General features: G+C 67.3%; 27 protein-coding genes. 8 read left to right on the top strand and 19 right to left on the bottom strand.

From position 1 onward, the window contains the following. Nucleotides 1-15: 15 nt before the first annotated feature. From ruvB to ruvC, 3 genes are read right to left on the bottom strand one after another with little or no spacing between them, the layout of a single operon-like run. Nucleotides 16-1,038, bottom strand: coding sequence for a Holliday junction branch migration DNA helicase RuvB (gene ruvB / locus ACUXVX_RS18670; RefSeq protein WP_446309473.1), 1,023 nt, complete (start codon nt 1,036-1,038; stop codon nt 16-18). Between the two features lie 3 nt (nt 1,039-1,041). Then, complete coding sequence (ruvA, locus tag ACUXVX_RS18675) at nt 1,042-1,710, bottom strand: Holliday junction branch migration protein RuvA (protein ID WP_446309474.1); 669 nt, start codon at nt 1,708-1,710, stop codon at nt 1,042-1,044. Continuing rightward, nucleotides 1,707-2,216, bottom strand: coding sequence for a crossover junction endodeoxyribonuclease RuvC (gene ruvC / locus ACUXVX_RS18680; RefSeq protein WP_222468142.1), 510 nt, complete (start codon nt 2,214-2,216; stop codon nt 1,707-1,709). The genes ruvA and ruvC overlap by 4 nt, the downstream gene beginning before the upstream one ends. Before the next feature lie 334 nt (nt 2,217-2,550). On the opposite strand from ruvC, the gene ACUXVX_RS18685 reads away from it, so the two are divergent. After that, entirely contained in the window at nt 2,551-2,745 is a 195-nt protein-coding gene (locus ACUXVX_RS18685; RefSeq protein ID WP_222468141.1) for a DUF1127 domain-containing protein, read from the top strand. Between the two features lie 109 nt (nt 2,746-2,854). On the opposite strand, the gene ACUXVX_RS18690 is transcribed toward ACUXVX_RS18685, so the two are convergent. Both ACUXVX_RS18690 and mscL read right to left on the bottom strand, forming a co-directional pair. Continuing rightward, entirely contained in the window at nt 2,855-3,541 is a 687-nt protein-coding gene (locus tag ACUXVX_RS18690) for an adenylate kinase (RefSeq protein WP_446309475.1), read from the bottom strand. A gap of 154 nt (nt 3,542-3,695) precedes the next feature. Continuing rightward, complete coding sequence (gene mscL / locus ACUXVX_RS18695; RefSeq protein WP_222468139.1) at nt 3,696-4,127, bottom strand: large conductance mechanosensitive channel protein MscL; 432 nt, start codon at nt 4,125-4,127, stop codon at nt 3,696-3,698. Nucleotides 4,128-4,280: 153 nt separating this feature from the next. Here mscL and ACUXVX_RS18700 point away from each other — a divergent pair, with 153 nt between their 5' ends. Further along, the gene (locus ACUXVX_RS18700) at nt 4,281-4,982 is read left to right on the top strand and encodes a glutathione S-transferase family protein (RefSeq protein ID WP_446309476.1); all 702 of its coding nucleotides are present in this window, start codon (nt 4,281-4,283) and stop codon (nt 4,980-4,982) included. A gap of 45 nt (nt 4,983-5,027) precedes the next feature. Here the strand turns inward: ACUXVX_RS18700 and ACUXVX_RS18705 are convergent, their stop codons facing one another. The 3 genes from ACUXVX_RS18705 to ACUXVX_RS18715 form a co-directional block, all read right to left on the bottom strand. Next, nucleotides 5,028-5,516, bottom strand: coding sequence for a hypothetical protein (locus ACUXVX_RS18705; RefSeq protein ID WP_222468137.1), 489 nt, complete (start codon nt 5,514-5,516; stop codon nt 5,028-5,030). 102 nt (nt 5,517-5,618) lie between these two features. Next, nucleotides 5,619-8,012 carry a phenylalanine--tRNA ligase subunit beta gene (pheT, locus tag ACUXVX_RS18710; RefSeq protein WP_446309477.1) on the bottom strand — a complete coding sequence of 798 codons (2,394 nt, stop codon included), beginning with the start codon at nt 8,010-8,012 and terminating at the stop codon, nt 5,619-5,621. Between the two features lie 112 nt (nt 8,013-8,124). Then, on the bottom strand, nt 8,125-8,406 hold the full coding sequence (locus ACUXVX_RS18715; RefSeq protein ID WP_222468135.1) for a YrhK family protein: 282 nt from the start codon (nt 8,404-8,406) through the stop codon (nt 8,125-8,127). Between the two features lie 211 nt (nt 8,407-8,617). Between ACUXVX_RS18715 and ACUXVX_RS18720 the strand changes: the two genes are divergently transcribed. Both ACUXVX_RS18720 and ACUXVX_RS18725 read left to right on the top strand, forming a co-directional pair. Beyond that, nucleotides 8,618-8,827, top strand: a complete 210-nt coding sequence (locus ACUXVX_RS18720; protein ID WP_446309478.1) for a hypothetical protein — start codon at nt 8,618-8,620, stop codon at nt 8,825-8,827. Between the two features lie 269 nt (nt 8,828-9,096). Beyond that, nucleotides 9,097-9,288 carry a hypothetical protein gene (locus ACUXVX_RS18725; RefSeq protein WP_446309479.1) on the top strand — a complete coding sequence of 64 codons (192 nt, stop codon included), beginning with the start codon at nt 9,097-9,099 and terminating at the stop codon, nt 9,286-9,288. A gap of 131 nt (nt 9,289-9,419) precedes the next feature. Here ACUXVX_RS18725 and pheS read toward each other — a convergent pair whose 3' ends face one another. After that, entirely contained in the window at nt 9,420-10,490 is a 1,071-nt protein-coding gene (gene pheS, locus ACUXVX_RS18730) for a phenylalanine--tRNA ligase subunit alpha (protein ID WP_446309480.1), read from the bottom strand. A gap of 469 nt (nt 10,491-10,959) precedes the next feature. Between pheS and ACUXVX_RS18735 the strand changes: the two genes are divergently transcribed. Next, nucleotides 10,960-11,691 carry a MauE/DoxX family redox-associated membrane protein gene (locus ACUXVX_RS18735; RefSeq protein WP_446311566.1) on the top strand — a complete coding sequence of 244 codons (732 nt, stop codon included), beginning with the start codon at nt 10,960-10,962 and terminating at the stop codon, nt 11,689-11,691. 84 nt (nt 11,692-11,775) lie between these two features. Here ACUXVX_RS18735 and rplT read toward each other — a convergent pair whose 3' ends face one another. Beyond that, complete coding sequence (gene rplT / locus ACUXVX_RS18740; RefSeq protein WP_222468130.1) at nt 11,776-12,138, bottom strand: 50S ribosomal protein L20; 363 nt, start codon at nt 12,136-12,138, stop codon at nt 11,776-11,778. A 12-nt stretch (nt 12,139-12,150) separates the two neighbouring features. After that, complete coding sequence (gene rpmI, locus ACUXVX_RS18745; RefSeq protein WP_213545856.1) at nt 12,151-12,351, bottom strand: 50S ribosomal protein L35; 201 nt, start codon at nt 12,349-12,351, stop codon at nt 12,151-12,153. Between the two features lie 175 nt (nt 12,352-12,526). Between rpmI and ACUXVX_RS18750 the strand changes: the two genes are divergently transcribed. Then, nucleotides 12,527-13,231, top strand: coding sequence for a dienelactone hydrolase family protein (locus ACUXVX_RS18750; protein WP_446309481.1), 705 nt, complete (start codon nt 12,527-12,529; stop codon nt 13,229-13,231). Here the strand turns inward: ACUXVX_RS18750 and ACUXVX_RS18755 are convergent. From ACUXVX_RS18755 to pyk, 3 genes are all read right to left on the bottom strand, one after another. Beyond that, nucleotides 13,228-13,458 (bottom strand): hypothetical protein, encoded by a 231-nt coding sequence (locus ACUXVX_RS18755; RefSeq protein ID WP_315898518.1) that lies wholly within the window; start codon nt 13,456-13,458, stop codon nt 13,228-13,230. The two genes, ACUXVX_RS18750 and ACUXVX_RS18755, sit on opposite strands and share 4 nt — an antisense overlap. 147 nt (nt 13,459-13,605) lie before the next feature. Beyond that, a complete protein-coding gene (locus ACUXVX_RS18760) occupies nt 13,606-14,235 on the bottom strand; it encodes a LysE family translocator (RefSeq protein WP_446309482.1) in 630 nt (209 codons plus the stop codon). Between the two features lie 7 nt (nt 14,236-14,242). Next, a complete protein-coding gene (gene pyk, locus ACUXVX_RS18765) occupies nt 14,243-15,688 on the bottom strand; it encodes a pyruvate kinase (RefSeq protein WP_222495107.1) in 1,446 nt (481 codons plus the stop codon). Nucleotides 15,689-15,802: 114 nt separating this feature from the next. Here pyk and ACUXVX_RS18770 point away from each other — a divergent pair, with 114 nt between their 5' ends. Then, nucleotides 15,803-16,570: an N-formylglutamate amidohydrolase gene (locus ACUXVX_RS18770; RefSeq protein WP_446309483.1), complete on the top strand. Its 768-nt coding sequence runs from the start codon at nt 15,803-15,805 to the stop codon at nt 16,568-16,570. Between the two features lie 30 nt (nt 16,571-16,600). After that, on the top strand, nt 16,601-16,912 hold the full coding sequence (locus ACUXVX_RS18775) for a DUF1244 domain-containing protein (protein ID WP_446309484.1): 312 nt from the start codon (nt 16,601-16,603) through the stop codon (nt 16,910-16,912). Nucleotides 16,913-17,126: 214 nt separating this feature from the next. Here the strand turns inward: ACUXVX_RS18775 and ACUXVX_RS18780 are convergent, their stop codons facing one another. The 5 genes from ACUXVX_RS18780 to dgcA form a co-directional block, all read right to left on the bottom strand. Continuing rightward, the gene (locus tag ACUXVX_RS18780) at nt 17,127-17,858 is read right to left on the bottom strand and encodes a hypothetical protein (RefSeq protein ID WP_446309485.1); all 732 of its coding nucleotides are present in this window, start codon (nt 17,856-17,858) and stop codon (nt 17,127-17,129) included. 13 nt (nt 17,859-17,871) lie between these two features. Next, nucleotides 17,872-20,391: an OmpA family protein gene (locus ACUXVX_RS18785; RefSeq protein ID WP_446309486.1), complete on the bottom strand. Its 2,520-nt coding sequence runs from the start codon at nt 20,389-20,391 to the stop codon at nt 17,872-17,874. Between the two features lie 159 nt (nt 20,392-20,550). Beyond that, the gene (locus tag ACUXVX_RS18790; RefSeq protein WP_446309487.1) at nt 20,551-21,405 is read right to left on the bottom strand and encodes a D-amino-acid transaminase; all 855 of its coding nucleotides are present in this window, start codon (nt 21,403-21,405) and stop codon (nt 20,551-20,553) included. Between the two features lie 134 nt (nt 21,406-21,539). Further along, nucleotides 21,540-22,316 carry a metallophosphoesterase family protein gene (locus ACUXVX_RS18795; RefSeq protein ID WP_446309488.1) on the bottom strand — a complete coding sequence of 259 codons (777 nt, stop codon included), beginning with the start codon at nt 22,314-22,316 and terminating at the stop codon, nt 21,540-21,542. Continuing rightward, nucleotides 22,313-23,278 (bottom strand): N-acetyl-D-Glu racemase DgcA, encoded by a 966-nt coding sequence (gene dgcA / locus ACUXVX_RS18800; protein ID WP_222495118.1) that lies wholly within the window; start codon nt 23,276-23,278, stop codon nt 22,313-22,315. The genes ACUXVX_RS18795 and dgcA overlap by 4 nt, the downstream gene beginning before the upstream one ends. Between the last annotated feature and the right edge of the window lie 150 nt (nt 23,279-23,428).

The following is a 23,428-nucleotide window of genomic DNA, read 5'->3' on the forward strand; positions in this document are numbered from 1 at the left end:
GCGGTCGGAGGTTCCTCAGGTAAACAGGTCGCCCGGCCCGCTCGGCGGCGCAAGGCCAAGGTGGCTCCACGCCCGGCTCGCCAGCGCCCGCCCGCGCGGGGTGCGCTGGATCAGCCCCTGTTGCAGCAGATAGGGCTCGATCACCTCCTCGATCGCATCCCGGCTCTCCGAGAGCGCCGCCGAGAGCGTCTCCACCCCAACCGGCCCGCCCTGATAGGCCTCCGCGATGAGGCTCAGGTAGCGCCGGTCCGCCCCGTCCAGCCCCAGCTTGTCCACCCCGAGCCGGGTCAGCGCCCCGTCGGCGATGGCCCGGGTGATCCGCCCGTCGCCCTCGACCAGCGCAAAATCCACCACCCGCCGCAGCAGCCGCCCGGCAATCCGCGGCGTGCCCCGCGACCGCGCCGCGATCTCATGCGCGCCATCCTCGTCGCAGGGGATGTTCAGCAGCCGCGCGCCCCGCATGGTGATGCTGTGCAGCTCCTCCACCGTGTAAAACTGCAACCGTGTCGGAATGCCAAAGCGGTCGCGCAGCGGCGTTTGCAGCAGCCCCAGCCGCGTGGTCGCCCCCACCAGCGTAAAGGGCTCCAGCTCGATCCGCACCGAGCGTGCCGCCGGCCCCTCGCCGATCACCAGATCGAGCGCGAAGTCCTCCATCGCCGGGTAAAGCACCTCTTCCACCACCGGGTTCATCCGGTGGATCTCGTCGATGAAGAGCACATCGCGCGGCTCGAGGTTTGTGAGGATCGCCGCAAGGTCGCCCGCCCGCGCCAGCACCGGGCCGGAGGTCATCCGAAAGCCCACGCCCAGCTCCTTGGCCATGATCTGCGCCAGGGTGGTCTTGCCCAAGCCGGGGGGCCCGTGAAACAGCGTATGGTCCATCGCCTGCCCGCGCCGCTTGGCGCTTTCGATGAACACCTTCAGGTTCGCCCGCGCTTCCGCCTGCCCGGTAAAGTCATCAAGGCTTTCGGGCCGCAGCGCGCCGCTCGCAGCGTCCTCCTCGCGCGGTTCGGGGCGCAGGGTCGGGTCTGGTTCCGCCATGCTCTACCCCTTCGGCGCCAGCAGCTTCAGCGCGGCCCGGATCAGCGCGCCGGAGTCCTCGCCCTCCGCCTGCGCCACCGCCTGTGCGGCCTCGCTCTGCCCGTAGCCAAGGTTCACCAACGCCGAGAGCGCATCGGCCTGTGCCTCGGCCCGTCCGCTCGCCACGGGCGCCGGGGCGGCCGCGCGGGTTGGCGCGGGCGCGTCGGCTTCCACCACCTCCACCGGCTCCGGCTGGAGCGCGCCGCCCCCGAAGGACCCCATCGCCATCACGCCCGCCGCCTTCTCCTTCAACTCGTTCACCACCCTTGCGGCCAGCTTCGGCCCGACGCCCGGCGCCGATTTCACCGCCGCCGCATCCCCCAGGGTGATCGCCCGGCCCACGCCTTCCGGCCCCAGCGTGCCGAGGATCGCAAGCGATACCTTCGCCCCCACGCCCTGCACCGAGGTCAGCAGCCGGTGCCACTCCTTTTCCAGCAGGGTCGGAAAGCCGAAGAGTTGCAGGTTGTCCTCCCGCACAAGCAGGTCGGTATAGAGCGCCACCGCCTCGCCCGGCCCCGGCAGCGCAGCCAGTGTCCGCTCGGAGACATAAACAAGATAGCCCACGCCGCGCACGTCGATCAGCACATGGTCGGAAGCGCGGTAATCCAGCCGCCCGGCGATCCGCCCGATCATCCTGCCGCCCTCAGCGCGGCGGCGAGCTTCGAGGCGCCCGGCCCGGAATGATGCGAATGACAGATCGCAATCGCCAGCGCATCGGCGGCATCCGCACCCGCAACCTTCGCACCCGGAAAGTAATGCGCGACCATATGGGCAATCTGCCCCTTGGCCGCGTGGCCGGTGCCCACCACCGCCTTCTTCACCGTGTTCGGCGCGTATTCGCCCGGTGCCAGCCCGGCCTCGGCCAGCGCCAGCAGGGCCACGCCGCGGGCCTGCCCCAGCTTCAGGGTGCTTTGCCCGTCCCGGTTGACGAAGGTTTCCTCGATCGCCGCCGCCTCCGGCGCGAACTCCGCGATCACCTCGCTCAGCGCCCGAAAGAGCGATTGCAGCCGCAACGCCAGCGGCGCGGCAGAATCACTGTGGCAAATCCCGTTGGCAACATGGCGCATCCGGCTTCCTTCGGCCTCGATCACGCCCCAGCCAAGGTTCCGCAGGCCCGGATCGACCCCGATGATACGCATGCTCGCCCTCTCGAATGCCCGCAATTCACGGCGCTTTTGAACGAGTTAGCACGAAACGTGAACAATCCCAAGCGCCAATGCGTGCGGCCCGGCCCTCCACATCGCCCGTTTCCGACACCCCGCAGGCCGGAAACGGCACTTTCCGCAGCTCCGTGTCACGGAAATTTCACAATAGTTTCCAATCAGTTACGCGATACATGACCCATGCATAAATTGCATGGCGGGCATGTTTTAACTGCGCTTGTTAATTGTGCAGCCCGCTTCTAATTGAGCCTCAGAATGCAGCGGTAACAGAACCGCCCCTCCCCTATCCGCGCCTAGAAGGACTGACCCGATGGCATATTTTGATCCGACCACCCGCGCCTCCGGCAGCACCCTCGCCGGCAAGATCACCGCTTTCCTGACCCGCCCCGCCGGCGCTTTCGCCGACTGGAACGATCGCCGCGTGACCCGCAAGGCCCTCTCCAAGCTCACCGACCGCGAGCTGGATGACATCGGCCTGAGCCGCTCCGAGATCGCAGACATCTGAACTCTCCCTGTCATTGTGACAGAACTTGAAAGGGCGGCTCCTTGTGGGCCGCCCTCTTTTTGTCTGCGATGTGATAGCCCGTCTTGGGCCGCCGTCTCGGGCCGTCGTCTCAGGCCGGTTCGCGCAACCGCTCGACCAGCACCACCAGCGCCTCGGTCACCGCGTCGATATCGCCCATCGCGTCCACCCGGTCGAGCAGGCCCTTGCCCTCGTAATAGCCGATGAGCGGCGCGGTCTGGGCGTGGTAGGCCTCCAGCCGTGCGGCCACCGTCTCCGCCTTGTCATCGGCGCGGCGCTTCATCTCGGTGCCGCCGCAGGCATCGCACACGCCCTCCACCGCAGTCGGCTTGAAGCTGTCGTGGTAGCCCTCGCCGCAGGCACCGCAGGTAAAGCGCCCGGCGATCCGCTCGACCATCGCGGCATCGTCCACCTCCATCGAGATCGCGCCCGTCACCCGCTCACCATGGGCCGCCAGCATCTCGTCCAGCGCCTCGGCCTGCACCGTGGTGCGCGGGAACCCGTCAAGGATCACCCCGCCCGCCACATCCGGCTCGGCCAGCCGGTCGGCAAGTATATCCAGCACGATCTGGTCGCTGACGAGGCCCCCCGCCTCCATCACCGCCTTCGCCGCACGGCCCGCCTCGGTGCCCGCGGCCACAGCCGCGCGCAGCAGGTCGCCGGTCGAAAGCTGCACAAGGCCAAAGCGCTCCTCCAGCCGCCGCGCCTGCGTGCCCTTGCCCGCGCCCGGCGGGCCGAGCAAAATCAGCACCGGCCGTGTGTTCTTGTCTGCGCCCATGGTGTCCTCCATTGCCGTGGTTGACCTTTGGTTAACACGAAAGCGTGAGCGCCCCGCTGCGGCAAAACCGCCCCACGGCATACCATTGCACACCGTCCACCCGGGCACGAAAAAGGGCGCCCCGCAGAGCGCCCTTTCCCAAAATCCGGTCCGATCAGGCCTTTTTCAGGCTGTCGCGGATCTCCAGCAGCACGTCCAGTTCGGAGGGGCCGGTCTCCACCTCGGGGGCCACCTCTTCGGGCTTCTCGGCCAGCGCCTTCACCTTGTTGACGTAGCGCACCAGCATGAACACCACGAAAGCGATGATCAGGAAGTTGATCACGGCCATCGCGAAGGAGCCCCATGCAAACACGTTGGCCCCACCCTCGCGGGCGGCCTCCAGCGAGGTGCCCTCGGCCACGTCGCCGCTCAGCACCACGTAGTTGTTGGTAAAGTCCAGACCGCCGGTGAACAGGCCGATGATCGGGTTGATCAGGTCAGCCACCATCGAGCTGACGATTGCCGTGAAGGCGGCACCGATGATGATACCCACCGCCATGTCCATCACATTGCCCTTGGCAATGAAATCCTTGAATTCTTTCATCATGTGACTGTCCCTCTCTTACTCATTTTCCGCACTGTTTTGCTTGGCCCCCTCCGAGGCTGTGCGGCTTTTAACGCTTATCCTGCATTTTTGAAGCTTTTTTTCGCAATCGTTGACGCTACGTAGCCAGAAACTGAACAATCAGGGACCCACTCGATGACAGACCTTTCCGAATTCGCCGTCACCAAACGCTGGCCGGTGGAAGACCCTTCCAAGCTGCAGCTCTTTTCCTTCCCCACGCCCAATGGCCGAAAGATCGGCATCGCGCTGGAGGAGATGGGGCTGCCCTACGAGGCGCACCGCGTCACCGTGTCGGACGCCGATGTGAAAAGCCCCGAGTTTCTCAGCCTGAACCCCAACAACAAGATCCCCGCGATCATCGACCCAGATGGCCCCCACGGCAAGCCGCTGGCGCTCTGGGAGAGCGGCGCGATCCTGATCTATCTCGCTGAAAAGACGGGCAAGTTCTACGGCGAGAGCGGAACCGGCAAGCACGTGGTCAACCAATGGCTGATGTGGCAGATGGGCGGCCTTGGCCCGATGCTCGGCCAGCTTGGCTTCTTCTACAAGTTCGCCGGCAGCAAGATCGAAGATCCCCGCCCCCGCGAGCGTTACGTCGGCGAAGCCAAGCGCCTGCTTGGCGTGCTCGATGGCCAGCTCGAGGGCAAGGACTGGATCGCCGGTGACTACTCCATCGCAGACATGGCCATCGTGCCTTGGCTGATGGGGCTGGAGTTCTACGGCGCCGAGGAGGTCGTGGGGCTGAACGAGCTCGCGCGGGTCTCCGCCTATATCGAGCGCTTCAAGGCCCGCCCCGCCGTTCAGGCCGGGCTCAACGTGCCGCCGCGCGAGGGCTGATCGCGCCCTGCTGCGCTCCGGACCACGGTCCGGGGCGCAACCTGCCTAGCGGTGCATCCAAGTGCGGCGAAAGCTGTCGACCGATTTCATCAGGTTGCAGGCCGCGATCGTGCGGGTCGCGGCAGGGCGCGGAAAGATCCGCACGTGCCGCCGCCCCTCCACCATCAGCAGCCGGTAGCGATAGCGCGTGACAGCGCCCGCGACTTCCCGCGCCACGGTAATCTTGCCAAAGCGCGTTTCGCTCTGCGCCACCACCCGGCAACTCCGCCCCGCGCCGGGCCGGGCGCAGGTCGCTGCCGTATTCTTCGCTGTCCAGGCAAAAGTCTTGCCGTCATGGGTGAGATGCACCGTGGCGAGGTAATTCTCGTTCAGATACTCGAACGCCCCGCTGCCCCCCGGAAGGCTCGTCAACTGCCCGGCAGGCGCGTCCAGCGCGGCGAACATGCCTTCTGACATGGGCAGGGAAATATCGCAGGCGAGCGCGGGCCATGCGAGCAGCGCGGCGCAAATCGACGCCACTGACGTGCGGGCCATAAAGGGCCTCCTTGAAACCAATCGGGTTTCAAACGCACAGCCCCGGCCCCGGGTTCCGTGTCTTTCTCACATTTTTGCGTGCGTCACGCAGGTGCCGCAGGGTCAGCCCCGCAGCACCCCGCCCGTGGCCTTGGTGACCTTTTCCACCACCTTGGCGGCGACACCGGCGATATCCTCGTCGGTCAGGGTCTTTTCCGAGGGCTGCATCCGCACCGTGATCGCAAGGCTCTTTTTGCCCTCGCCAAGGCTGCCGCCGATGAACTGGTCGAACAGGCGCACATCCTCGATCAGCGCCTTGTCGGCCCCGCGGGCGGCGTTCATCAGGTCCATCGCGGCCACATCCGCATCGACGACAAAGGCAAAGTCGCGCTCGACGGCCTGAAGATCGGCCATCACCACAGCGCCCCGCGAGGCGCCCTTGGCCTTCTTCGCCGGCACCGCCTGCGGCCAGATGGTGAAGCCCACAGCCGGGCCCTTCACATCCATTTCCCGCAGGATACGCGGGTGGATCTCGCCAAACACGGCCAACACGTTTTTGCCCAGCGCCATCACCGAGGAGCGGCCCGGATGCCACCAGTCGCTCGCCTCCCGGCGGAACTGCACCCGCTCCGGCGCACCAAGTGCGGCCAGCACGGCCTCGCAATCGGCCTTGGCGTCGTACACATCCACATCCCGGCGGGCGCCGAAGCTGTCGCGCGGGCCGGTCGCACCCACCAGCAGCCCGGTCGCCAGCATGTGCTGCTCGCCCGGCTCGCCGCCGTGGAAGGCCGCGCCAACCTCGAACAGCGCCATATCGCCCAGCCCCCGCGCCTGGTTGCGGGCGGCTGCTTGCAGCAGGCCCGGCAGCAGCGCGGGCCGCATGTGGCTCATCTCGCTCGAAATCGGGTTCTCCAGCCGGGTCGCCTCATCGCCGCCGTTGAAGAGCTTGGCCGTCGCCTCGTCGATGAAGCTGTAGGTCACGCATTCATTGTAGCCCAGCGCTGCAATCGTGCGCCGCGCGATCCGCTCGCGCTGCTGGCTCTCGGTCAAAATCGGCTTCGGCACGCCCGGCGCAACCCGCGCCATCGGCTTGCCGACAAGCCCGGTGAGCGAGGCGATCCGCGCGACCTCTTCCACAAGGTCCGCCTCGCCCTTTACGTCAGGCCGCCAGCTCGGCACCTGCGCCATGTCGCCATCCATGACAAAGCCCAGCGCCTCGAGCGAGGCCCGCTGCGTGGCTTCCGGAATGTCCATGCCCACGAGCGACGAGCAGCGCTCGGCATCCAGCTTGTAGGCGCGGCTCACATCCGGCGCCGCGCCCGCCTCGATCAGCTCGCTCGGCTCGCCGCCGCACAGCTCGATGATCATCGCAGTGGCATCATCCACCGCCTGACGGTTGTAGCCCGGATCAATCCCGCGCTCGTTGCGATACCGCGCGTCCGAGTTGATCTTCAGCGCCCGCCCGGTCATCGCGATCTGGACGAAATCCCAATAGGCCGCTTCGAGGATCACATCGGTGGTCTCCTCGGTGCAGCCGGACTCCTCGCCGCCCATGATCCCAGCCACGCTCTCCACGCCGTTGTCATCGGAGAACACAAGCGCCCCCTCGGGCATGGCATAGGTCTTGCCGTCCAGCGCCAGAAGCTCCTCGCCGCCCTTGGCGCGGTGAATGAGCAGATCGCCCTTCACCTTGCCGCCGTCAAACACGTGCAGCGGACGGTTGCGGTCGTAGGTGAAATAGTTGGTGATATCGACCAGCGCCGAGATCGGCCGCAGCCCGATGGCCCGCAGCTTCTTCTGCAGCCATTCCGGCGAGGGGCCGTTCTTCACGCCCTTGATGTAGCGGCCCTGAAACACGTGGCAGCCGTCCGCCGCATCCTCGGCGATGGTCACATTCACCGGGCTGGCGAACTTGCCCTCGATCTTCTTCGCCTCCAGCGGCTTCAGCTTGCCCAGCCCCCGCGACGCGAGGTCGCGGGCGATGCCATGCACACCCAGCGCGTCGGGCCGGTTGGGGGTGATGGCGATCTCGATCACCGGGTCCACCGCCTCAGGGCGGTTGGCCGCGAGCCAGTCGGTGAAACGGTCACCCACCTCGCCGCTCTCCAGCTCGATGATCCCATCGTGCTCGTCGCTCAGCTCCATCTCGCGCTCGGAGGCCATCATCCCGTGGCTCTCGATCCCGCGGATCTTGCCCACCTGAATCGTGGTGTCGATCCCCGGCACATAGGTGCCCGGCTTGGCCACCACCACGGTGATCCCCTCCCGCGCGTTCGGCGCACCGCAGATGATCTGGGTCTCGCCCTCGTCGGTCAGCACCTTGCACACCTTCAGCCGGTCGGCATCGGGGTGCTTCTCGGCGGCAATCACCTTGCCGATGGTAAAGGCCGTGAGCCGGGAGGCCGGGTCTTCGACCCCCTCCACCTCGAGGCCGAGATCGGTCAGCGCGTCGAGAATGTCGTCAAGGCTCGCATCCGTCTCCAGGTGCTCCTTGAGCCAGCTCAGGGTGAATTTCATCGGGTCGTCCTCAAGAGTTTCGCGCGCGGTTTAGCGCATTGCCGGGAGGGGGGAAAGGGCACGGCGGCGGTGGGTCCGTTTCCCGGCCCGCTGCGCGCCGCAGGCGCCCACGCTACCGCTCCACCCGCTCCGCCAACTCCTCGTAGCGCCCCATCCGCAGCAGCTTCACCTCCCGCGCCAGCCGGATCGCCGGCTTGGCAAGGAACAGCCCCGACCCGATGGTGAAGAGCCACACAGCCGGCGTTTCCGCCGCCGGCCAGAAGAACAGCACCGACCCGACCAGAAAGCAGATCGCCGCGCCAAAATCGACCGCCGTATAGGCCAGCTCATAGAGCGCATAAACCCGCCGCGTGGCGTGGCTTCTCTCCCGGTTCTCATGGCGAAACAGCTTCATTCCAAGGCTCCAATCCTGTGTCGCGCCCGGGTCTACCCTCCGGCCCGAGGCAACACAAATCCGCCGCCTTTGCCCCAATTTCGCCACAATTGCGCCCTATCAAGGGCTTGAACCGGTGGGGGCCGATTCATCGACGGATACCTGGGGGTTTCCTATGCTGTCGTCTGTACTCGACTCCCTCGGCGGTTTTCTCCGCCCACTTGCGATTGCCGTGCTCGTTCTCATCGGGCTGGGGTTTATTTCAAACGCCCCTGATGGCGCCGGTGGCACGACCTGCCGCCAGTTCACCAACAACATCGAGCTGAACCGCGCACTCTGCCGGATGAACCCGGCCCGGATCTGGAATACGCCTGTGGCCGACCTGATCCCCGGCCTGCGCTCCGAAAGCGCAGAAACCGGGCAACAGGCCGCCACCAACTAGGCGTCGCTGCCCGCCCCGCCCTGCCTTCGCCCTCCGCCGATTTCCTCGTTTCCGGCGGTGTGTGAACAAAAGGGCGGGGCGGTGTTTGCCCTTTGCGAAACAATGCGCCACCCGGCGCCCTGACTGTTTCCAGAAAAATTCCATCAACCTGCCCGCATTCTGCCCCTTTCCCGGGGCTAGATGACGCTGCGACACCCGGAAAACCGGGGCGCACCCATGAGACCGTGGAAGCCGGAACACCGGCACACGAACAGTGCGAGAACGAGCAGATGCAACATTTCCTGAAGACCGTCGCAGGCGGTGCACGTTTCCCCGTGCTCGTCGTGCTGGCAACAACCGCCGCGGCCATGCTGGCCGTGCCGGTCCTCGACGCCAAGGCCGTGGCCCTGGCGCGCGGAACCATCATGGACGCGATCGACCAAGGCTCGGTCGCCTTCGTGAAAGGGGTGCTCCCCGAATAGGGAGCAAAGCCGCCTGAAACCAGTTTCGGGTGGGGGCAAAAGCGCGGGCGCGGCGATGGCTCAGGGGGCTGAGTATCGCCGCGCCCACTTTCATTTCCGCAAGGTGGGCAACCTGCCCACCAGCCGTTTTTTTAGCGCGAAACGCCCGCGTGCAGTGTCGGCACGTCCAGCGCGGCAAAGCCGTAGTGCCGCAGCCAGCGCAGGTCGCTCTCGAAGAAGGCGCGCAGGTCGGGGATGCCGTATTTCAGCATTGCGATCCGGTCGATCCCCATGCCAAAGGCAAAGCCCTGCCATTCGTCCGGGTCGATCTTGCCCGCGCGCAGCACGTCAGGATGGACCATGCCGCTGCCCAGCACCTCCAGCCAGTCGTCGCCCTCGCCCACCTTCACCGTGCCGCCTTCGAAGCTGCACTGAATGTCCACCTCCGCCGAAGGCTCGGTGAAGGGGAAGTGACTGGCGCGGAACCGGGTTTTCACGTTGGTCCCGAAATAGGCGGTAAAGAACTCTTCCAGCACCCACTTGAGGTTGGCCATCGAGATGTCCCGGTCAATCGCCAAGCCCTCGACCTGGTGGAACATCGGCGTGTGGGTCTGGTCGTAATCGGCACGATACACACGGCCGGGGCAGATGATCCGCGTCGGCGCGCCGCCCGCTTCCATCGACCGGATCTGCACCGGGCTGGTGTGGGTGCGCAGCACATGCGGCGGGCGATTGTCGCCCTCGCCGCGGGCCATGTAGAAGGTGTCCATCTCGGCGCGGGCCGGGTGGTGGCCGGGGATGTTCAGCGCATCGAAGTTGTACCAGTCGGTCTCGATCTGCGGCCCCTCGGCCACGGCAAAGCCCATGTCGGCAAAAATGGCCGTCACTTCCTCGGTCACTTGGCTCACCGGGTGGATCGTACCCTGGCGGCGCGGACGGCTCGGCAGCGTCACATCCAGCCATTCCGTCTTCAGCCGCTCGTCGAGCGCGGCATCGGCCAGCGCCACCTTGCGAGCGGTGAGCGCGGTGTTGATCTCGTCCTTCAGCGCGTTCAGCGCCGGGCCGGCCACCTGCCGCTCTTCCGGGCTCATCTTGCCCAGCTCGCGCATCTTGAGGCTCACCTCGCCCTTCTTGCCCACGGCCGCGAGGCGCAGCTCCTCCAGCGCCGCCTCATCGGCAGCTTCGGCGATTGCCTCGATGTATTTTCCGCGCAGCTCGTCCATCAGCGGGGCCTCCTATGCAACGCCGCTTGCCTATAGCGGGGCGCGGCAGGGTGCAAGACGGGATGGGGGCGTGGCGCCTCAAGCCGGGCAGCGCCGTCCCGCGGGGTGGCGCAAGCAACAGCTGAGCATGCCACTTTATGGTTCAACCGTCATCTTCCCTCTGAGGTCGCCCCCAACCTCACCGAAGCGCCGCCACGGGGGGCGGGACGGCGCTGCCCGGCGCCTTACGGCGCGCATCGGGCAAAGCACGTCGTTTCCACCGTCTCCCCATCGGCTGGGAGCCATGTGCCTGCCTACCGCGCTCTCCTGCCCCTTCGTTGCCCCACACCGGAACCCCTCCCCCACCCCGCCCGTTATCCCTTTGAAAGGATCGCGCATGCACGTCGAAGCCAGCCCCCCAGCCCTCACCCCCGACCCGGCCGATCGCCGCCCTTCGACCCGCGTCAAGGCCAAGGCCCGGCTCTACCGCATGGCCACCCCCGATCATCTCTGCCCCTTCGGCCTCAAATCCAAGGCCCTGCTCACCCGCTGGGGCTACGATGTCGAAGACCACCTGCTTACCACCCGTGAAGAGACCGACGCCTTCATGGCCGAACACGGCGTCGAGACCACCCCGCAAACCTGGATCGGCTCCGAGCGGATTGGCGGCTATGACGATCTGCGCGCTTTCTTCGGCATCCCGCTCCGCGACGAGGAGGAAGAAACCTACCAGCCCGTCATCGCCACCTTCTCCATGGCTGCCGCGATGGGCCTCGCCGTCTCATGGCTGACCCACGGCGCGATCACCGGCGCGGCGCTCATCTACATCGTCGCCATCGCCATGTGCATCCTCGCCTTCCAGAAGCTGCGCGATGTCGAGAGCTTCTCGACCATGTTCCTCGGCTATGACCTGCTGGCCCGCCGGCATGTCGAATACGCCTATGCTTACCCCCTGCTCGAGGCCGCAGCGGGCATGCTCATGCTCGCCGGCGTGGCCACATGGCTCTCCGCCCCCATCGCCATAGTCATCGGCGGCATCGGCGCGGTCTCGGTGATCAAGGCAGTCTATATCGACAAACGCGAGCTGAAATGCGCCTGCATGGGCGGCGGCTCCAACGTGCCGCTGGGCTTCGTCTCGCTGACCGAAAACCTGATGATGCTCGGCATGGGCCTCTACATGGGCGCGCGGGCGCTTCAGGCCGCCATCACCGCCGCCTCGTAACGGCGCAGCCCAGCCCCCACACCAACGCCCAAAACATAAAGGCCGCCCCGAAGGACGGCCCTTTCAAAATTCTCTTCGCGACCCTCAGGCCAGCGCGGCTTTCGCCTTTTCGACGATACCGCCAAAGGCCTCCGGCTCGTGCACGGCGAGGTCGGCCAGCACCTTGCGGTCCACCTCGATACCGGCCAGCGACAGGCCGTTGATGAAGCGCGAGTAGGTCAGGCTCTCATCGTGGCTGCGCACGGCGGCGTTGATCCGCTGGATCCACAGCGCGCGGAACTGGCGCTTGCGGTTCTTGCGGTCGCGCGTGGCGTACTGGTTGGCCTTGTCGACAGCCTGCGTGGCGGTCTTGAAGTTGGTGCTGCGGCGACCGTAATAGCCTTTCGCGGCCTTGATCACCTTCTTGTGGCGGGCGTGGGTGGTCGTTCCACCTTTGACTCGGGACATCTCAGGCTCTCCTTAGCGGGCGTAGGGCATGAATTTCTTGACGATCTTCTCGTCGGCGTCACACAGCACCGTGGTGCCGCGGGCATTGCGGATGAACTTGTTGGTCCGCTTGATCATGCCGTGACGCTTGCCCGCCTGGGCCACCTTGATGCGGCCCTTGGCCGTCACCTTGAAGCGCTTCTTGGCGCTCGATTTTGTCTTCATCTTGGGCATTTGCCATCTCCATGAGTTGGTCGTATTTGCGCGGAAAGGCATGCCACTGTCGGCCCGCCCGCGCGGATGAGAGGTGGCGTATAGGGGCGAATCCCGCATCTGGCAAGGGGGTTTGTGCCTTTCGGCACTTCCTGCGCACCATGGCCCCACCTGCGCGATTCGAGGAGGGCCGACCATGCAGCATCAAGACCAGACCTACGAGGGCTTTTCCGGCACCCTCGTCACCGATCCGGCCTTCTCCGGCCCCCGCCCCGGCGTGCTGGTGTTCCACTCCATCGCATGGCGCGGCCCCATCGAGATGGACGCCGCGGAGCGCCTCGCCGCGATGGGCTACGCCGCCTTCGTGGCCGATACCTACGGCCGCGCGCCCGAGGGGCCGGAAGATTGCCGCGAGATGATGAATGCGCTCAACGCCGACCGCGCCGAACTGCGCCGCCGGATCGAGGCCGCACTGAACTGGATGCGCGGCTCCGGCGCCACCAACGGCCAGCACGGCGCCATCGGCTTCTGCTTCGGCGGCAAATGCGTGCTCGATCTGGCCCGTCTGGGCGAGGCCGATGTGAAGGCGGTCGCCAGCTTCCACGGCCTCTTCGACCGCCCCACTTGGGAAACCGCCACAACCATCCCCACCGCCGTCCTCGCCCTCCACGGCTGGGATGACCCGCTCGCCAAGCCGGATGAGGTGCTGGCGCTGGCCGAGGAACTCGACGCGGCGCAGGCCGATTGGCAGATTCTCGCGATGGGCGGCGTCAGCCACGCCTTCACCAATCCGGGCGCGAAAGACAAGGCAGGCGGCAAGAACTACGACGCCCGCGCCACCGCACGGGCCTGGGCCGCGACCGAAAGCCTCTATGCCGAGGCCTTCCGGGCAGAGGCCTAATTCACGATATCGCCGATCACCCGCATGAAGACCTCCGGCGCGCCGCTCACGGTGTAGCCACCCGGCTTGCGCAGCACGGCAACAGAGATCAGCCCTGCCGAAATCAACACCATGATCGCCGCCGCCCGCGGCGGCCGGCTTTCCGAGAACGCCCCGATCAGCGCGGGGATCGCCAGAAGCCCCACCACCATGCCGATGACAAAAATAACATCCGGATCGATCGTCACCCTGCCACTCCTGAACTGCCCAAGTGCTTCTTGCCTTGGCGTCAACTATTCGGGCAGGTCGGGCAAAAATCAATCTTTTCGGCCAGCAGCCGCTGAATGTGCGCCGCCACGCGGCCCCGTGGCATCAGTCGGCAAACCCAGCGCGGCCTAGCGCTGGCCGATGGTCTTCAGGCCAAGCAGCACCGCCGCCCCGATCATGAAGCCGCCGCCGACCCGCTCGATCCAGAGCCGCGCCGGCCCCTTGAACCGCGCCGCGATCCAGCCCGCACTGCCGCCATAGGCCGACAGAAAGCACCCGTCGATCACGATGTAGGTGGCCGAAAGGATCAGCAACTGCGGCCAGAAGGCCGCCTCCGCCGAGATGAACTGCGGGAAGAGCGCGGCAAAGAACACCACTGCCTTTGGGTTGGCCGCCGAGGTCAGGAAGCCCTGCAACCAGAGCGCCTTCAGCGAAGCCCTGCTGCGGGCCTGTGCCAGCCCCGGGTCCGCCGCCCGCGCCCGGCGGATCATCCTGACCCCGAGCCAGACCAGATAGGCCACCCCGGCCCATTTGATCACCGAGAGCGCCGTGGCCGAGGCCGCGATCAGAGCCGCAAGCCCCAGCCCGGCGGCCAGCATCTGGAGCGCGTTTGCGGTCAGGTCGCCCGCCGCCGTGGCCAGAGCGCGGCCAAAGCCGTGGGTCGCGCTGTTGGAGAGCATCAGCAACTGGCTGGGGCCGGGGGTGCTCATCAGCGCCAGCACCGTGGCCACGTAGAGCGTCCAGACCTCCAGCGTCATCGCCGGGTTACTCCGGGTCGGAGGCGTAGATCAGCCGCTCGGCGCAGGGCGCGACGCGCAGGATGTTGGTCGAGCCGGGCACGTTGAACGGCACACCGGCGGTCACCACGATCTGGTCGTCCTCGGTCGCCAGCCCCAGCTCGCGCGCGGCGCGGGCGCCGCTGACAACCGCCTGCTTGAACCGCTCCAGCCGCGCCGTGACCGCGCAGGTCACGCCCCATGTCAGGGCAAGGCGGCGGGCGGTGCCGATGTGGTTGGTCAGCGCAAGGATCGGCACCTCTGGCCGCTCGCGGGCCACGAGGCCTGCGGTGGTGCCGGTCTGGGTGAAACAGGCAATCGCCTTGATGTCGGTCGCCTCGGCGATCTCGCGGGCCGCCGACACGATACCATCGGCCACCGTCGAGCGCTCGATCCGGCGGGCCGCCTCGATCACGTCGCGATAGGTCGGATCGCTCTCCACCTCCTCGGCCACGGCGTTCATCGTCATGACCGCCTCCACCGGGTAGTCGCCCGCCGCGCTCTCCGCCGAGAGCATGATCGCATCGGTGCCCTCGTAGATCGCGTTCGACACGTCAGAAACTTCGGCCCGCGTAGGCATCGGGCTCTCGATCATGCTCTCCAGCATCTGGGTCGCCACGATCACCGGCTTTGCGGCCGAGCGGGTGGTGCGCACCAGCCGCTTCTGGATCGGCGGCACTGCCTGCACCGGCAGCTCAACCCCCAGATCGCCGCGCGCCACCATGATGCCATCAGAGGCGTCGAGGATCTCGGCAAAAGCCTTCACCGCCGCCGGCTTCTCGATTTTCGAGAGGATCGCGGCGCGCCCCTTGGCCAGCTCCCGGGCCTGCTCCACGTCTTCCTTGCGCTGCACGAAGCTCAGCGCCAGCCAGTCGACCCCAAGGGCGCAGACGAATTCGAGATCCTTCAGGTCCTTCTCGCTCAGCGCCGCCAGCGGCAGCACCACGTCAGGCACGTTCACGCCCTTGCGGTTGCTGATCGTCCCGCCCGCGATCACCTCGCAATCGGCAAAGTCGGAGCCGCAGGCAGTGACCTTGAGGCGGATCTTGCCATCGTTGACGAGCAGGCTGGAGCCCGGCTCCAGCGCGTCGAAAATCTCCTTGTGCGGCAGGCAGACCCGGCTGGCATCGCCCTCCGCAGGGTCCAGATCGAGCCTGAAGCTCGCGCCCTCCACCAGCTCCTCGCTGTCGCCCGCAAAGGTGCCGACCCGCAGCTTCGGCCCCTGAAGGTCGGCCAGAATCGCGATCGGGCGGCCCACGTCCTTCTCCACCTGCCGGATCATCCCGTGCCGCGCCTTGATCTCCTCATGGGAGCCGTGGCTCATGTTCAGGCGGAACACGTCGGCCCCGGCCTCATGCAGCTTGCGGATCATCTCGTAGGTGTCAGAGGCCGGCCCCAGCGTGGCCACGATCTTGACGTTGCGGTTCCGTTTCATGTCGTGGCTCTCCTCTGGGCGTTTGCGCCCTCGTGTTAGCGCTAAACCCGCGCGACGGGAAGGGGGAGGAGGTGACTTCCACTGGCATCCCCCGCGCCTCTTGCCTATCAGAGCATGACCCGAAATCAAAACACCGCCATGACATATCACCCCTATTCCCTGCACGGGCGCGACCGACCGGGGCGCTGGTGCGTAACCTGTGACCACGCAACAAACTTCGTGCCGCCTTCGGTGAACGGCGGCAGCCTCGGCCTGCCCGCCGCCGAGATGGCCCGCCACATCGCCTTCGACCCGGGCGCGGCAGGCGTTGCGCTGGGTCTGGCCGAGCGATTGGGCGGCCCCGCAATCTGCTCCAACTTCTCCCGTCTGGTGATCGACCCCAACCGCGGGGAGGATGACCCGACCCTTCTGATGAAGCTCTATGACGGCACCATCATCCCCGGCAACCGCGCCGCCGGGCCGGAAGAGCTGGAGCGCCGCAAGGCCCTCTGCTACCGCCCCTACCACGACGCGCTGACCGAGCTGCTCGCCGCCCGCGAGGCGCCCGTGCTCTGCTCGGTCCACAGCTTCACCCCCAAGCTCAAAGGCCGCCCGGCCCGCCCGTGGCAGATCGGCGTCCTCCACTCCCACGTCGACCCGACCCTCGCCCACGCCCTCATCACCCGCCTCCGCCGTGAGCCCGACCTCGTGGTGGGCGACAATGAGCCCTACGGCGGCCACCTCCCCGGCGACGCCGTCGACCGCCACGCCCTGCAACACGGCCGCCCCAACGTGCTCATCGAGCTTCGCCAAGACCTGATTGAAACAGACGCCCAGCAAGATGCGTGGGCCGACCGTCTGGCCCCGATGCTCGAAGAGGCACTGGCGGCAAGCGGGCTGTAACCTAGCTTTACCCCGAAAAGGAGGACCACCATGGACGACGCGACCCGCACCGAACTCGAAGCCGCCGCCTTCCGGACGCTGCAAAAGCACCTGATGGAAAAACGCACCGACGTGCAGAACATCGACCTGATGAACCTCGCCGGCTTCTGCCGCAACTGCCTCTCCCGCTGGATGCAGGAAGCCGCCGCCGAGCGGGGCATCGAGATGGACAAGGAAGAGGCCCGCGAGCTGTTCTACGGCATGCCCTACGACGATTGGAAAGCGCAGAACCAGACCGAGGCCACCGACGCCCAGAACGAGGCTTTCAAGACCGCCTTCGAGGAGAACGTCACCAAGGGCTGACCCCGCCGCGCAGCCTCGCAGCCCTCGGCAAGCTCAGCTTGGCCTTAACCAAACGCCAAAGAGATTTCAGGCCTCCGGCAGGGATATCTCACGCATGAAAACGGACAATTCGTCTCAAATTGTCCGCACCCTGCCCGCATTTTCTTGCTGCAAATACTCCCGGGGGTGCGGGGGCAGCGCCCCCGGGGCATAACGGCCCGGCCAAGCGCTACGCTCAGTCGTAAACCCCGCCGCGATCCACCCGCTTCGAAAACGCCGTCTCTTCTCCAGACGCCAACACTTTGGCCTGTTCGACCCAGTTGTCGCGCGTCACCCGGCCCTTGAAGCCCTTCAGGTTGGCGTTGACCCAGGCGATCTCTTCCGCCGTCCAACCGGCGATCTGGTCGTAGTGATAAAAGCCCATCTCGTGCAGCAGCGCTTCCAGCTTCTTGCCCACGCCCTTGATCTTCTTCAGATCGTCCGGCCCGCCCTCGCGCGGGGCGTCCAGCTTGGCAGGCTCCGTGCCTTCGCCGGTGCCTTCCGCCACCCCGTCGCCATCGAAATCGGGCGTGGTCTCTTCCACGGGGGCCGCAGGGGTGCCCGAGGTTTCGTCGAAGGCGCGGAGCTGGTCATCTTCGGCCTCGAAGGCGGGCAGCGGCGCGGTAAAGGCCGCCTCGCCGCGCAGCTCGTCGAGCTCCGCCTCCATCTCCTTCATTCGCGCGTCCTTCTTCTCGCCGTCCGAGCGGCAGCGGTCCAGCCGGGCAAGCAGCTCGTCGCGCTCGCCGCGCAGCCGGTGCTCGTTGCTCCGCGCCTGCTCGTAGGCCACCGGGTCGATCGCCTCGTCATCGCTCTCGGCGACCCCCTCCGACTTGCCCCAAAAGATCCATCCCGCCAGCAGGCCGATCAGCGCCGCAAGGATCAGCAGAAACCAGATTTCGGTGAGCAGAAAGCCCCAGTTCTGAAACATCTCGCGTCCTTCTCTAGTCTCGCCACTCGAGCGTGGTGCGCCGGTTCTGCGCCCGGCCCTCTTCGGTCTCGTTATCGGCCACAGGCTGATCGGCGCCGTAGCCCACGGCCACCAGTGCCGCCTCCGGCACGCCGCGCGCGCCCAGCGCGGCGGCAACCACCTCGGCCCGCCGCTGGCTCAGCGCCTTGTTGCTCTCCGCATTGCCGGTAGAATCGGTGTGCCCGCCCAGCTCCAGCGTCAGCCCGGCCTCGGCGCAGGCCAGCGCCACCGCGGCCACTTTGTTAACCGCGCTGAACGAGGCCGCGTCGAGCCGGAATGCCCCGGTCACAAAGCCGATCCGCTCGCCCTCCAGCGCGCTGGCCGTGGCCGCGTCGCAGCCCGCCACCGTGGTCTCGATCCCCTCGATGACCGGCAGCCAGACCCCGCCCGAGAGCCGCTGCTGTGCCCCCGTGGCCGGGTTGTCGCGCACATCGCCCTCCGCGCCCTCGGCCTCTGCCACCGCAAGGGTGATACCCCCGCCCAGCGCCTCGGCCAGACGGGCGCGCATCAGCTCGCCATCCACGCCCGGGCTGGCGGTGACATCGGCGCTCACGCTGCCATCCTCGGCCAGCACCAGCTCCAGCGCCTCGATCTCGCCCATCCACGGGCCGAGCGCCGCCATCGCGCTGCGCATCGCCTCCGCGCCGGTCTCGTCATCGCGCGACTGGCCCGGCGTGCCGCTGAGCTGGCCCAGCCCGGTCAGCTCGGCGATTTCCGGCGGGATCATCCCCGCAGGCAGCTTGCCGCTGAGGCTGCCGCCTTCGGTCACCGAATAGGCAAAGGTAAAGGCCGGCGGCGTGCCGTCATCCACGAGGTCCAGCGCCAGTGCCGGGGCAAAGCCCTCGGGCAGCGCGCCCAGCGCCGCCTCGGCCTCGGCGGCCACCTCCGGGTCATCGGCCTCGCCCTCCAGTTCCACCGCGCCCTCGCGCACCGTGAGGCGGCCCGAGTTCAACACGGTCAGCGCCGCAAGGCCCGGCGGCACCGCATCGGCAAAGCCGTGGGCCTCGCCGCCGATCCGCGCCACGGCAACCTCGCCCGCTTCCAGCGCCTCGACCCCCGCAGCGGCGGCATAATCGAAGCCTTCCAGCACGGCGGGCACCTTGCCGCTGGCGCTCCACGCGCCCTCGGGGGATTTTTCGACCACGAGGGCGAAGGGCTGGCCATCGTCTTCCACGTCGATCTGGGTCGATACCGGCAGGCTGCCTGTCACCGGGGCCAGCGCCGCCTCGGCCTCGGCGGCCTCCGCCGGGGTGGGGGCAAGGGCGACAAAGCTCAGACCCTCCTCGCCCAGCGTCACATCGGCACTCTTCATCGGCGCCACGGCGCGCAGGGCGGCGCGGGCGGCAAGGGTGAAGACCTCATCTTCCGCGCCGATCCGGGCCACGGCAAGGTCACCATGCGGGGTCTGGCCGGTGACGGCGGCAATGTCATCCTCCGCCATCGAGGCGGGCAACTTGCCGCTGGCTTGCAATCCGCTGGCGGATTTTTTCAAAGCGAGGGTGAAAGGCTTGCCATCGTCATGCAACTCCAGCTCCACCAGCGGGGTGAAGCCCTCGGGCAGCCCCTCCAGCTCGGCGCGGGCCGCAGCGGCGGCGCCCGGATCGGCGGCAAGCCCGGTCAGCGCCAGCGTCTGCCCCTCGATCCTGAGCCGCCCGCGCATCAGCTGCGCCAGTGCAGCCATGCCCGATTGGGTGGCCCCGGCAAAATCCTCCTGCTCCTCGCCAATCTGCGCCACGGCAATATCGCCCGCCACCGGCGCACCATAGGCGGTGTCGAGGTCCAGCGGATCGACCGCGCGTGGCAGCTTGCCGCCGCGCCATGTCACGTTGCCATCCACCGCCTCGATATCGAGCGCAAAGGGCTTGCCGTCATCCAGCGTGGTCAGCTCGGTCTCGGCGCTCCAACCCTCGGGCAGCGCGGCCAGCGCCTCCTCGGCGGCGGCCTGCTCGCGCGGGGTCATCACCACGCCCGAAAGCCGCACCGCCTGCCCCTCCAGCGAAACCTCGCCGCGCACCAGCTGGCGACGGGCTTCCAGCGCCGCACCCAGGGCGCCGGACCAACCCGCAGGCGCACCAGACGCCAGCGCAAGGCCCGCAGCCGCCTCTTCTCCGATGTTCTCCGCCAGCCCGACCCGCGCGGCCTCGCTCGGCACATTGCCTTCCCAGACAGGCCCGCCGGGGCCGAAGGCGCCGCGCAATCTGTAGGGGTTTGCCGCCGCGAGAATCTCGGCCTCCGAGCGCACCACCCGGCGGCCCGGCACCTCGTCCAGCGCCACGATCACCCGGGTGTATTCCGCCTCGCCATCGGCAAGGCCGGTCAGCACGATGTCGCGGCCCTTGACCTCGGCGGTCAGCCCGTGCACCGAGCCCTGCACCGCCGCGGCGGCCTGCTCCCGCACCCGATCCTCGATGTCATGAGCGGGCCGTGCGCCGGCATAAAGCCCCAGCACCAGCACGCCTCCCACCAGAACTGCCCCGCCCCAGAGCCTGCGCACGTCTGAAAATCTCCCGGTTCTCAAATCTGGCTGCATGGTGCCCGCAAGCCGGGCCGGAGTGCAAGGCCAAAGCCCCCCGCATAAGGGGCCCCGCGTGGCAGGCCGGGGCTGGCGGTCTGCCACGCAGCCGCCCCGGTCAGCCCTTCAGCCGGGCAGCCCTCAAACAGCCGCCTTGCGCATCTCGTCGATGTAGATCTCCCGCAGCCGCGTGGCCACCGGCCCCGGCGTGCCGCCGCCCAGCTTGGCACCGTCGATCTCGACCACCGGCATCACGAAGGCCGAAGCCGAGGTGATGAAGGCCTCATCCGCCCCCTGCGCCTCTTCGATGGTAAAGGGCCGCTCCTCCACCTTCATCTGCGCCTCGCGGGCAAAGCGGAGCACGGCGGCGCGGGTGATCCCATGCAGGATCTCGGTGCCCAGCTGGCGCGTCACGATCACGCCATCCTTCACAATATAAGCGTTGTTCGAGGTGCCCTCGGTCACCACGCCCTCTTCCACCATCCACGCATCGTCGGCGCCCGCCTTCTTGGCCGCCATCTTGCCCATCGACGGGTAGAGCAGCTGCACCGTCTTGATATCCCGCCGCCCCCAGCGCTCGTCGGGGATCGAGACAATCCGCATCCCCTTGCCCGCCGCAGGGCTGTCGGCCACCTGCTTCTCCTGATGGAACAGCACCAGCGTCGGCGCGGTGCCCTCCGCCGGATAGGCAAAGTCCCGGTCCGCCGCGCCGCGGGTGACCTGCAGGTAGATCAGCCCCTCGTCAAAGCCGTTCTTCTCGATCAGCGACCGGTGGATGCCCAGCAGTTCTTCCTCGGTGCAGGGCGGCGTCATCTCCAGCTCGCCCATCGAGCGCCACAGCCGCTTCGCGTGGCCGTCGAAATCCACCAGCTTGCCGCCCATCACGGTCGTCACCTCGTAGACGCCATCGGCAAAGAGAAACCCGCGGTCGAAGACAGAGACCTTGGCCTCCTCTTCCGGCAGATATTCCCCGTTCACATAGACGATCCGGCTCATGTGCATTCTCCTTTGCCTCTGCGGGCTTCATCCTTCGCGCCGCCCCGCGCGTCAAGCCGCTCATCGACCGCCCCGCGATCTCTTCGCATCTGCTCCCACCGCGAAGACGCCTCGAAGGGCGGATGAGCGCGCCCCTACCCCCTGATCCAGCCGGTCTCCACCGCGCGCGCCCAGTCGTCCCGGCCATAGGCCCGCGCCATCGCGACCATCCGGGTGGTGTCATATGGCGTGGCCCTGAACTCCGCCTCCCAGCCCGCGCGGCCCCGCGCCACCACAGCCCATTTCGCATCGGGCGAGCCGTTCTCCACCGCGTGGGGCGCAGGCTCGGCGTCGGTATAGGCCGGGCAGCCCACGGAGCCGGGGTTCACCACCAGCTGCCCGCCAACCTCCAGCGCGCCCTGCAAATGCGAATGCCCGCAGAGCACCAACCCGGCATCGACCCCCTCCAGATCGGCGGCCACATCTTCCGCCGCCCGCCGCGCCACACCCTCGCCGTCGATGACTTCCATCAGATACTCATCATCCACCGCAGGCCGCGCATGGCAAAGGTACACATCCTCCCCCAGCCACGCCGTCACCGGCAGCGCCCGCAGCCAGCCCATCTCGGCCGCGCCCAACGCCTCACGGCTCACCCGGTCGGTCGCGCTCATCTGCTCCAGCGGGTCTTCCAGCAGATAGCGGTCATGGTTGCCCCGGATGCACACCATCCCGGGCCGCGCCATCAACTGCGCCGCCACCCCCGCCGGGTCCATCGGCCCGCTCAGATGGTCGCCTAGGTTCACGAAATAGCGCAGCCCCTCCCGGTCGATCTCCGCCAGCACCGCCTCCAGCGCATCGGCATTGCCGTGAATGTCGGCAATCACCGCAAAGCGGCCCGGCGGTGCGGGCAGGCGGCGGGCGGGCAGGCTCATCCCCAGAGCGCCGCCTGGCTCGGGTGCACGCCCCGACCGTCATAGGCCAGCGGCGGCATCCGGTCTTCCTTCAGCAAGAGCGGCCCGTCGAGGTCGGTAAAGCCAACGCCCTGCGCCACCAGCACCGCAGGCGCCATGCCGAGGCTCGTGCCCACCATGCAGCCGACCATGATGCCATAGCCCTCTTCCATCGCCGCCCGCTTCAGCGCCAGCGCCTCGGTCAGCCCGCCGGTCTTGTCGAGCTTGATGTTGATCACATCGTACTTGCCCTTCAGGTGCTTCAGGCTACCCCGGTCATGGCAACTCTCATCGGCGCAGATCGGCACCGGCTTGATCAGCCCCACGAGGCTCTCGTCCTGATCGGCAGGCACCGGCTGCTCCACGAGGTTCACGCCGAGCCGAAGCAGATGCGGGGCCAGATCGCTGTAGATCTCCGCCGACCAGCCCTCGTTGGCATCCACGATCAGCCGCGAGCGCGGCGCACCCCGGCGCACCGCCTCCAGCCGGGGCATGTCCTCGGGCGTGCCGAGCTTGATCTTCAACAGCGGGCGATGGGCATTTTCTCGCGCCGCCAGCTCCATCTCCTCCGGCTCCCCGAGCGAGAGCGTATAGGCGCAAATCTCCGGCCCCGGCTCCTTGAGGCTCGCCAAGGCCCACACCCGTTCGCCGCGCTGCTTGGCCTCCAGATCCCACAGCGCGCAATCCACCGCGTTGCGGGCCGCGCCGCTCGGCAGCAACCGTGGCAGATCATCGCGCGAGACCTTCTCGGGCAGCCCCTTGATCTGGTCCATCACGCTGGAGAGGCTCTCGCCGTAGCGGGCATAGGGCACGCATTCGCCGCGCCCGACCGCGCCACCCTCACGCACCTCCACCGTCACCACATCGGCGGCCACCTTGGTGCCGCGCGAGATGGTGAAAGGCACGCTCAGCGCAAATTGTTCGGTTCTGGCGGTGATCTCCATGAAGGCTCTCCAAACTTGCCGTCCCGCGAGGTTAACGCAGGTTTTCTGCGAGTGCGATATGCATCGGATGTGCATGGGATGTGCATCACTTGTGTATGTGCGGATCTCCGCACACCACCAAGCCGTTACCCCACCGTCACCGCACGCCGC

The organism is Vannielia sp. SX4 (assembly GCF_052828525.1).

Bases quoted from the DNA above. Each gene is read 5' to 3' on its own strand.
- ruvC (WP_222468142.1), bottom strand. From the start codon at position 2,216: ATGCGTATCATCGGGGTCGATCCGGGCCTGCGGAACCTTGGCTGGGGC.
- ruvA (WP_446309474.1), bottom strand. From the start codon at position 1,710: ATGATCGGGCGGATCGCCGGGCGGCTGGATTACCGCGCTTCCGACCAT.
- ACUXVX_RS18725 (WP_446309479.1), top strand. From the start codon at position 9,097: ATGCAACATTTCCTGAAGACCGTCGCAGGCGGTGCACGTTTCCCCGTG.
- ACUXVX_RS18775 (WP_446309484.1), top strand. From the start codon at position 16,601: ATGGACGACGCGACCCGCACCGAACTCGAAGCCGCCGCCTTCCGGACG.
- rplT (WP_222468130.1), bottom strand. From the start codon at position 12,138: ATGTCCCGAGTCAAAGGTGGAACGACCACCCACGCCCGCCACAAGAAG.
- ACUXVX_RS18795 (WP_446309488.1), bottom strand. From the start codon at position 22,316: ATGAGCCTGCCCGCCCGCCGCCTGCCCGCACCGCCGGGCCGCTTTGCG.
- dgcA (WP_222495118.1), bottom strand. From the start codon at position 23,278: ATGGAGATCACCGCCAGAACCGAACAATTTGCGCTGAGCGTGCCTTTC.
- pheT (WP_446309477.1), bottom strand. From the start codon at position 8,012: ATGAAATTCACCCTGAGCTGGCTCAAGGAGCACCTGGAGACGGATGCG.
- ACUXVX_RS18735 (WP_446311566.1), top strand. From the start codon at position 10,960: ATGGCCACCCCCGATCATCTCTGCCCCTTCGGCCTCAAATCCAAGGCC.
- ACUXVX_RS18750 (WP_446309481.1), top strand. From the start codon at position 12,527: ATGCAGCATCAAGACCAGACCTACGAGGGCTTTTCCGGCACCCTCGTC.
- ACUXVX_RS18770 (WP_446309483.1), top strand. From the start codon at position 15,803: ATGACCCGAAATCAAAACACCGCCATGACATATCACCCCTATTCCCTG.
- ACUXVX_RS18715 (WP_222468135.1), bottom strand. From the start codon at position 8,406: ATGAAGCTGTTTCGCCATGAGAACCGGGAGAGAAGCCACGCCACGCGG.
- ACUXVX_RS18760 (WP_446309482.1), bottom strand. From the start codon at position 14,235: ATGACGCTGGAGGTCTGGACGCTCTACGTGGCCACGGTGCTGGCGCTG.
- pyk (WP_222495107.1), bottom strand. From the start codon at position 15,688: ATGAAACGGAACCGCAACGTCAAGATCGTGGCCACGCTGGGGCCGGCC.
- pheS (WP_446309480.1), bottom strand. From the start codon at position 10,490: ATGGACGAGCTGCGCGGAAAATACATCGAGGCAATCGCCGAAGCTGCC.
- ACUXVX_RS18690 (WP_446309475.1), bottom strand. From the start codon at position 3,541: ATGGGCGCAGACAAGAACACACGGCCGGTGCTGATTTTGCTCGGCCCG.
- ACUXVX_RS18700 (WP_446309476.1), top strand. From the start codon at position 4,281: ATGACAGACCTTTCCGAATTCGCCGTCACCAAACGCTGGCCGGTGGAA.
- ACUXVX_RS18780 (WP_446309485.1), bottom strand. From the start codon at position 17,858: ATGTTTCAGAACTGGGGCTTTCTGCTCACCGAAATCTGGTTTCTGCTG.
- ACUXVX_RS18790 (WP_446309487.1), bottom strand. From the start codon at position 21,405: ATGAGCCGGATCGTCTATGTGAACGGGGAATATCTGCCGGAAGAGGAG.
- mscL (WP_222468139.1), bottom strand. From the start codon at position 4,127: ATGATGAAAGAATTCAAGGATTTCATTGCCAAGGGCAATGTGATGGAC.
- rpmI (WP_213545856.1), bottom strand. From the start codon at position 12,351: ATGCCCAAGATGAAGACAAAATCGAGCGCCAAGAAGCGCTTCAAGGTG.
- ACUXVX_RS18705 (WP_222468137.1), bottom strand. From the start codon at position 5,516: ATGGCCCGCACGTCAGTGGCGTCGATTTGCGCCGCGCTGCTCGCATGG.
- ruvB (WP_446309473.1), bottom strand. From the start codon at position 1,038: ATGGCGGAACCAGACCCGACCCTGCGCCCCGAACCGCGCGAGGAGGAC.
- ACUXVX_RS18685 (WP_222468141.1), top strand. From the start codon at position 2,551: ATGGCATATTTTGATCCGACCACCCGCGCCTCCGGCAGCACCCTCGCC.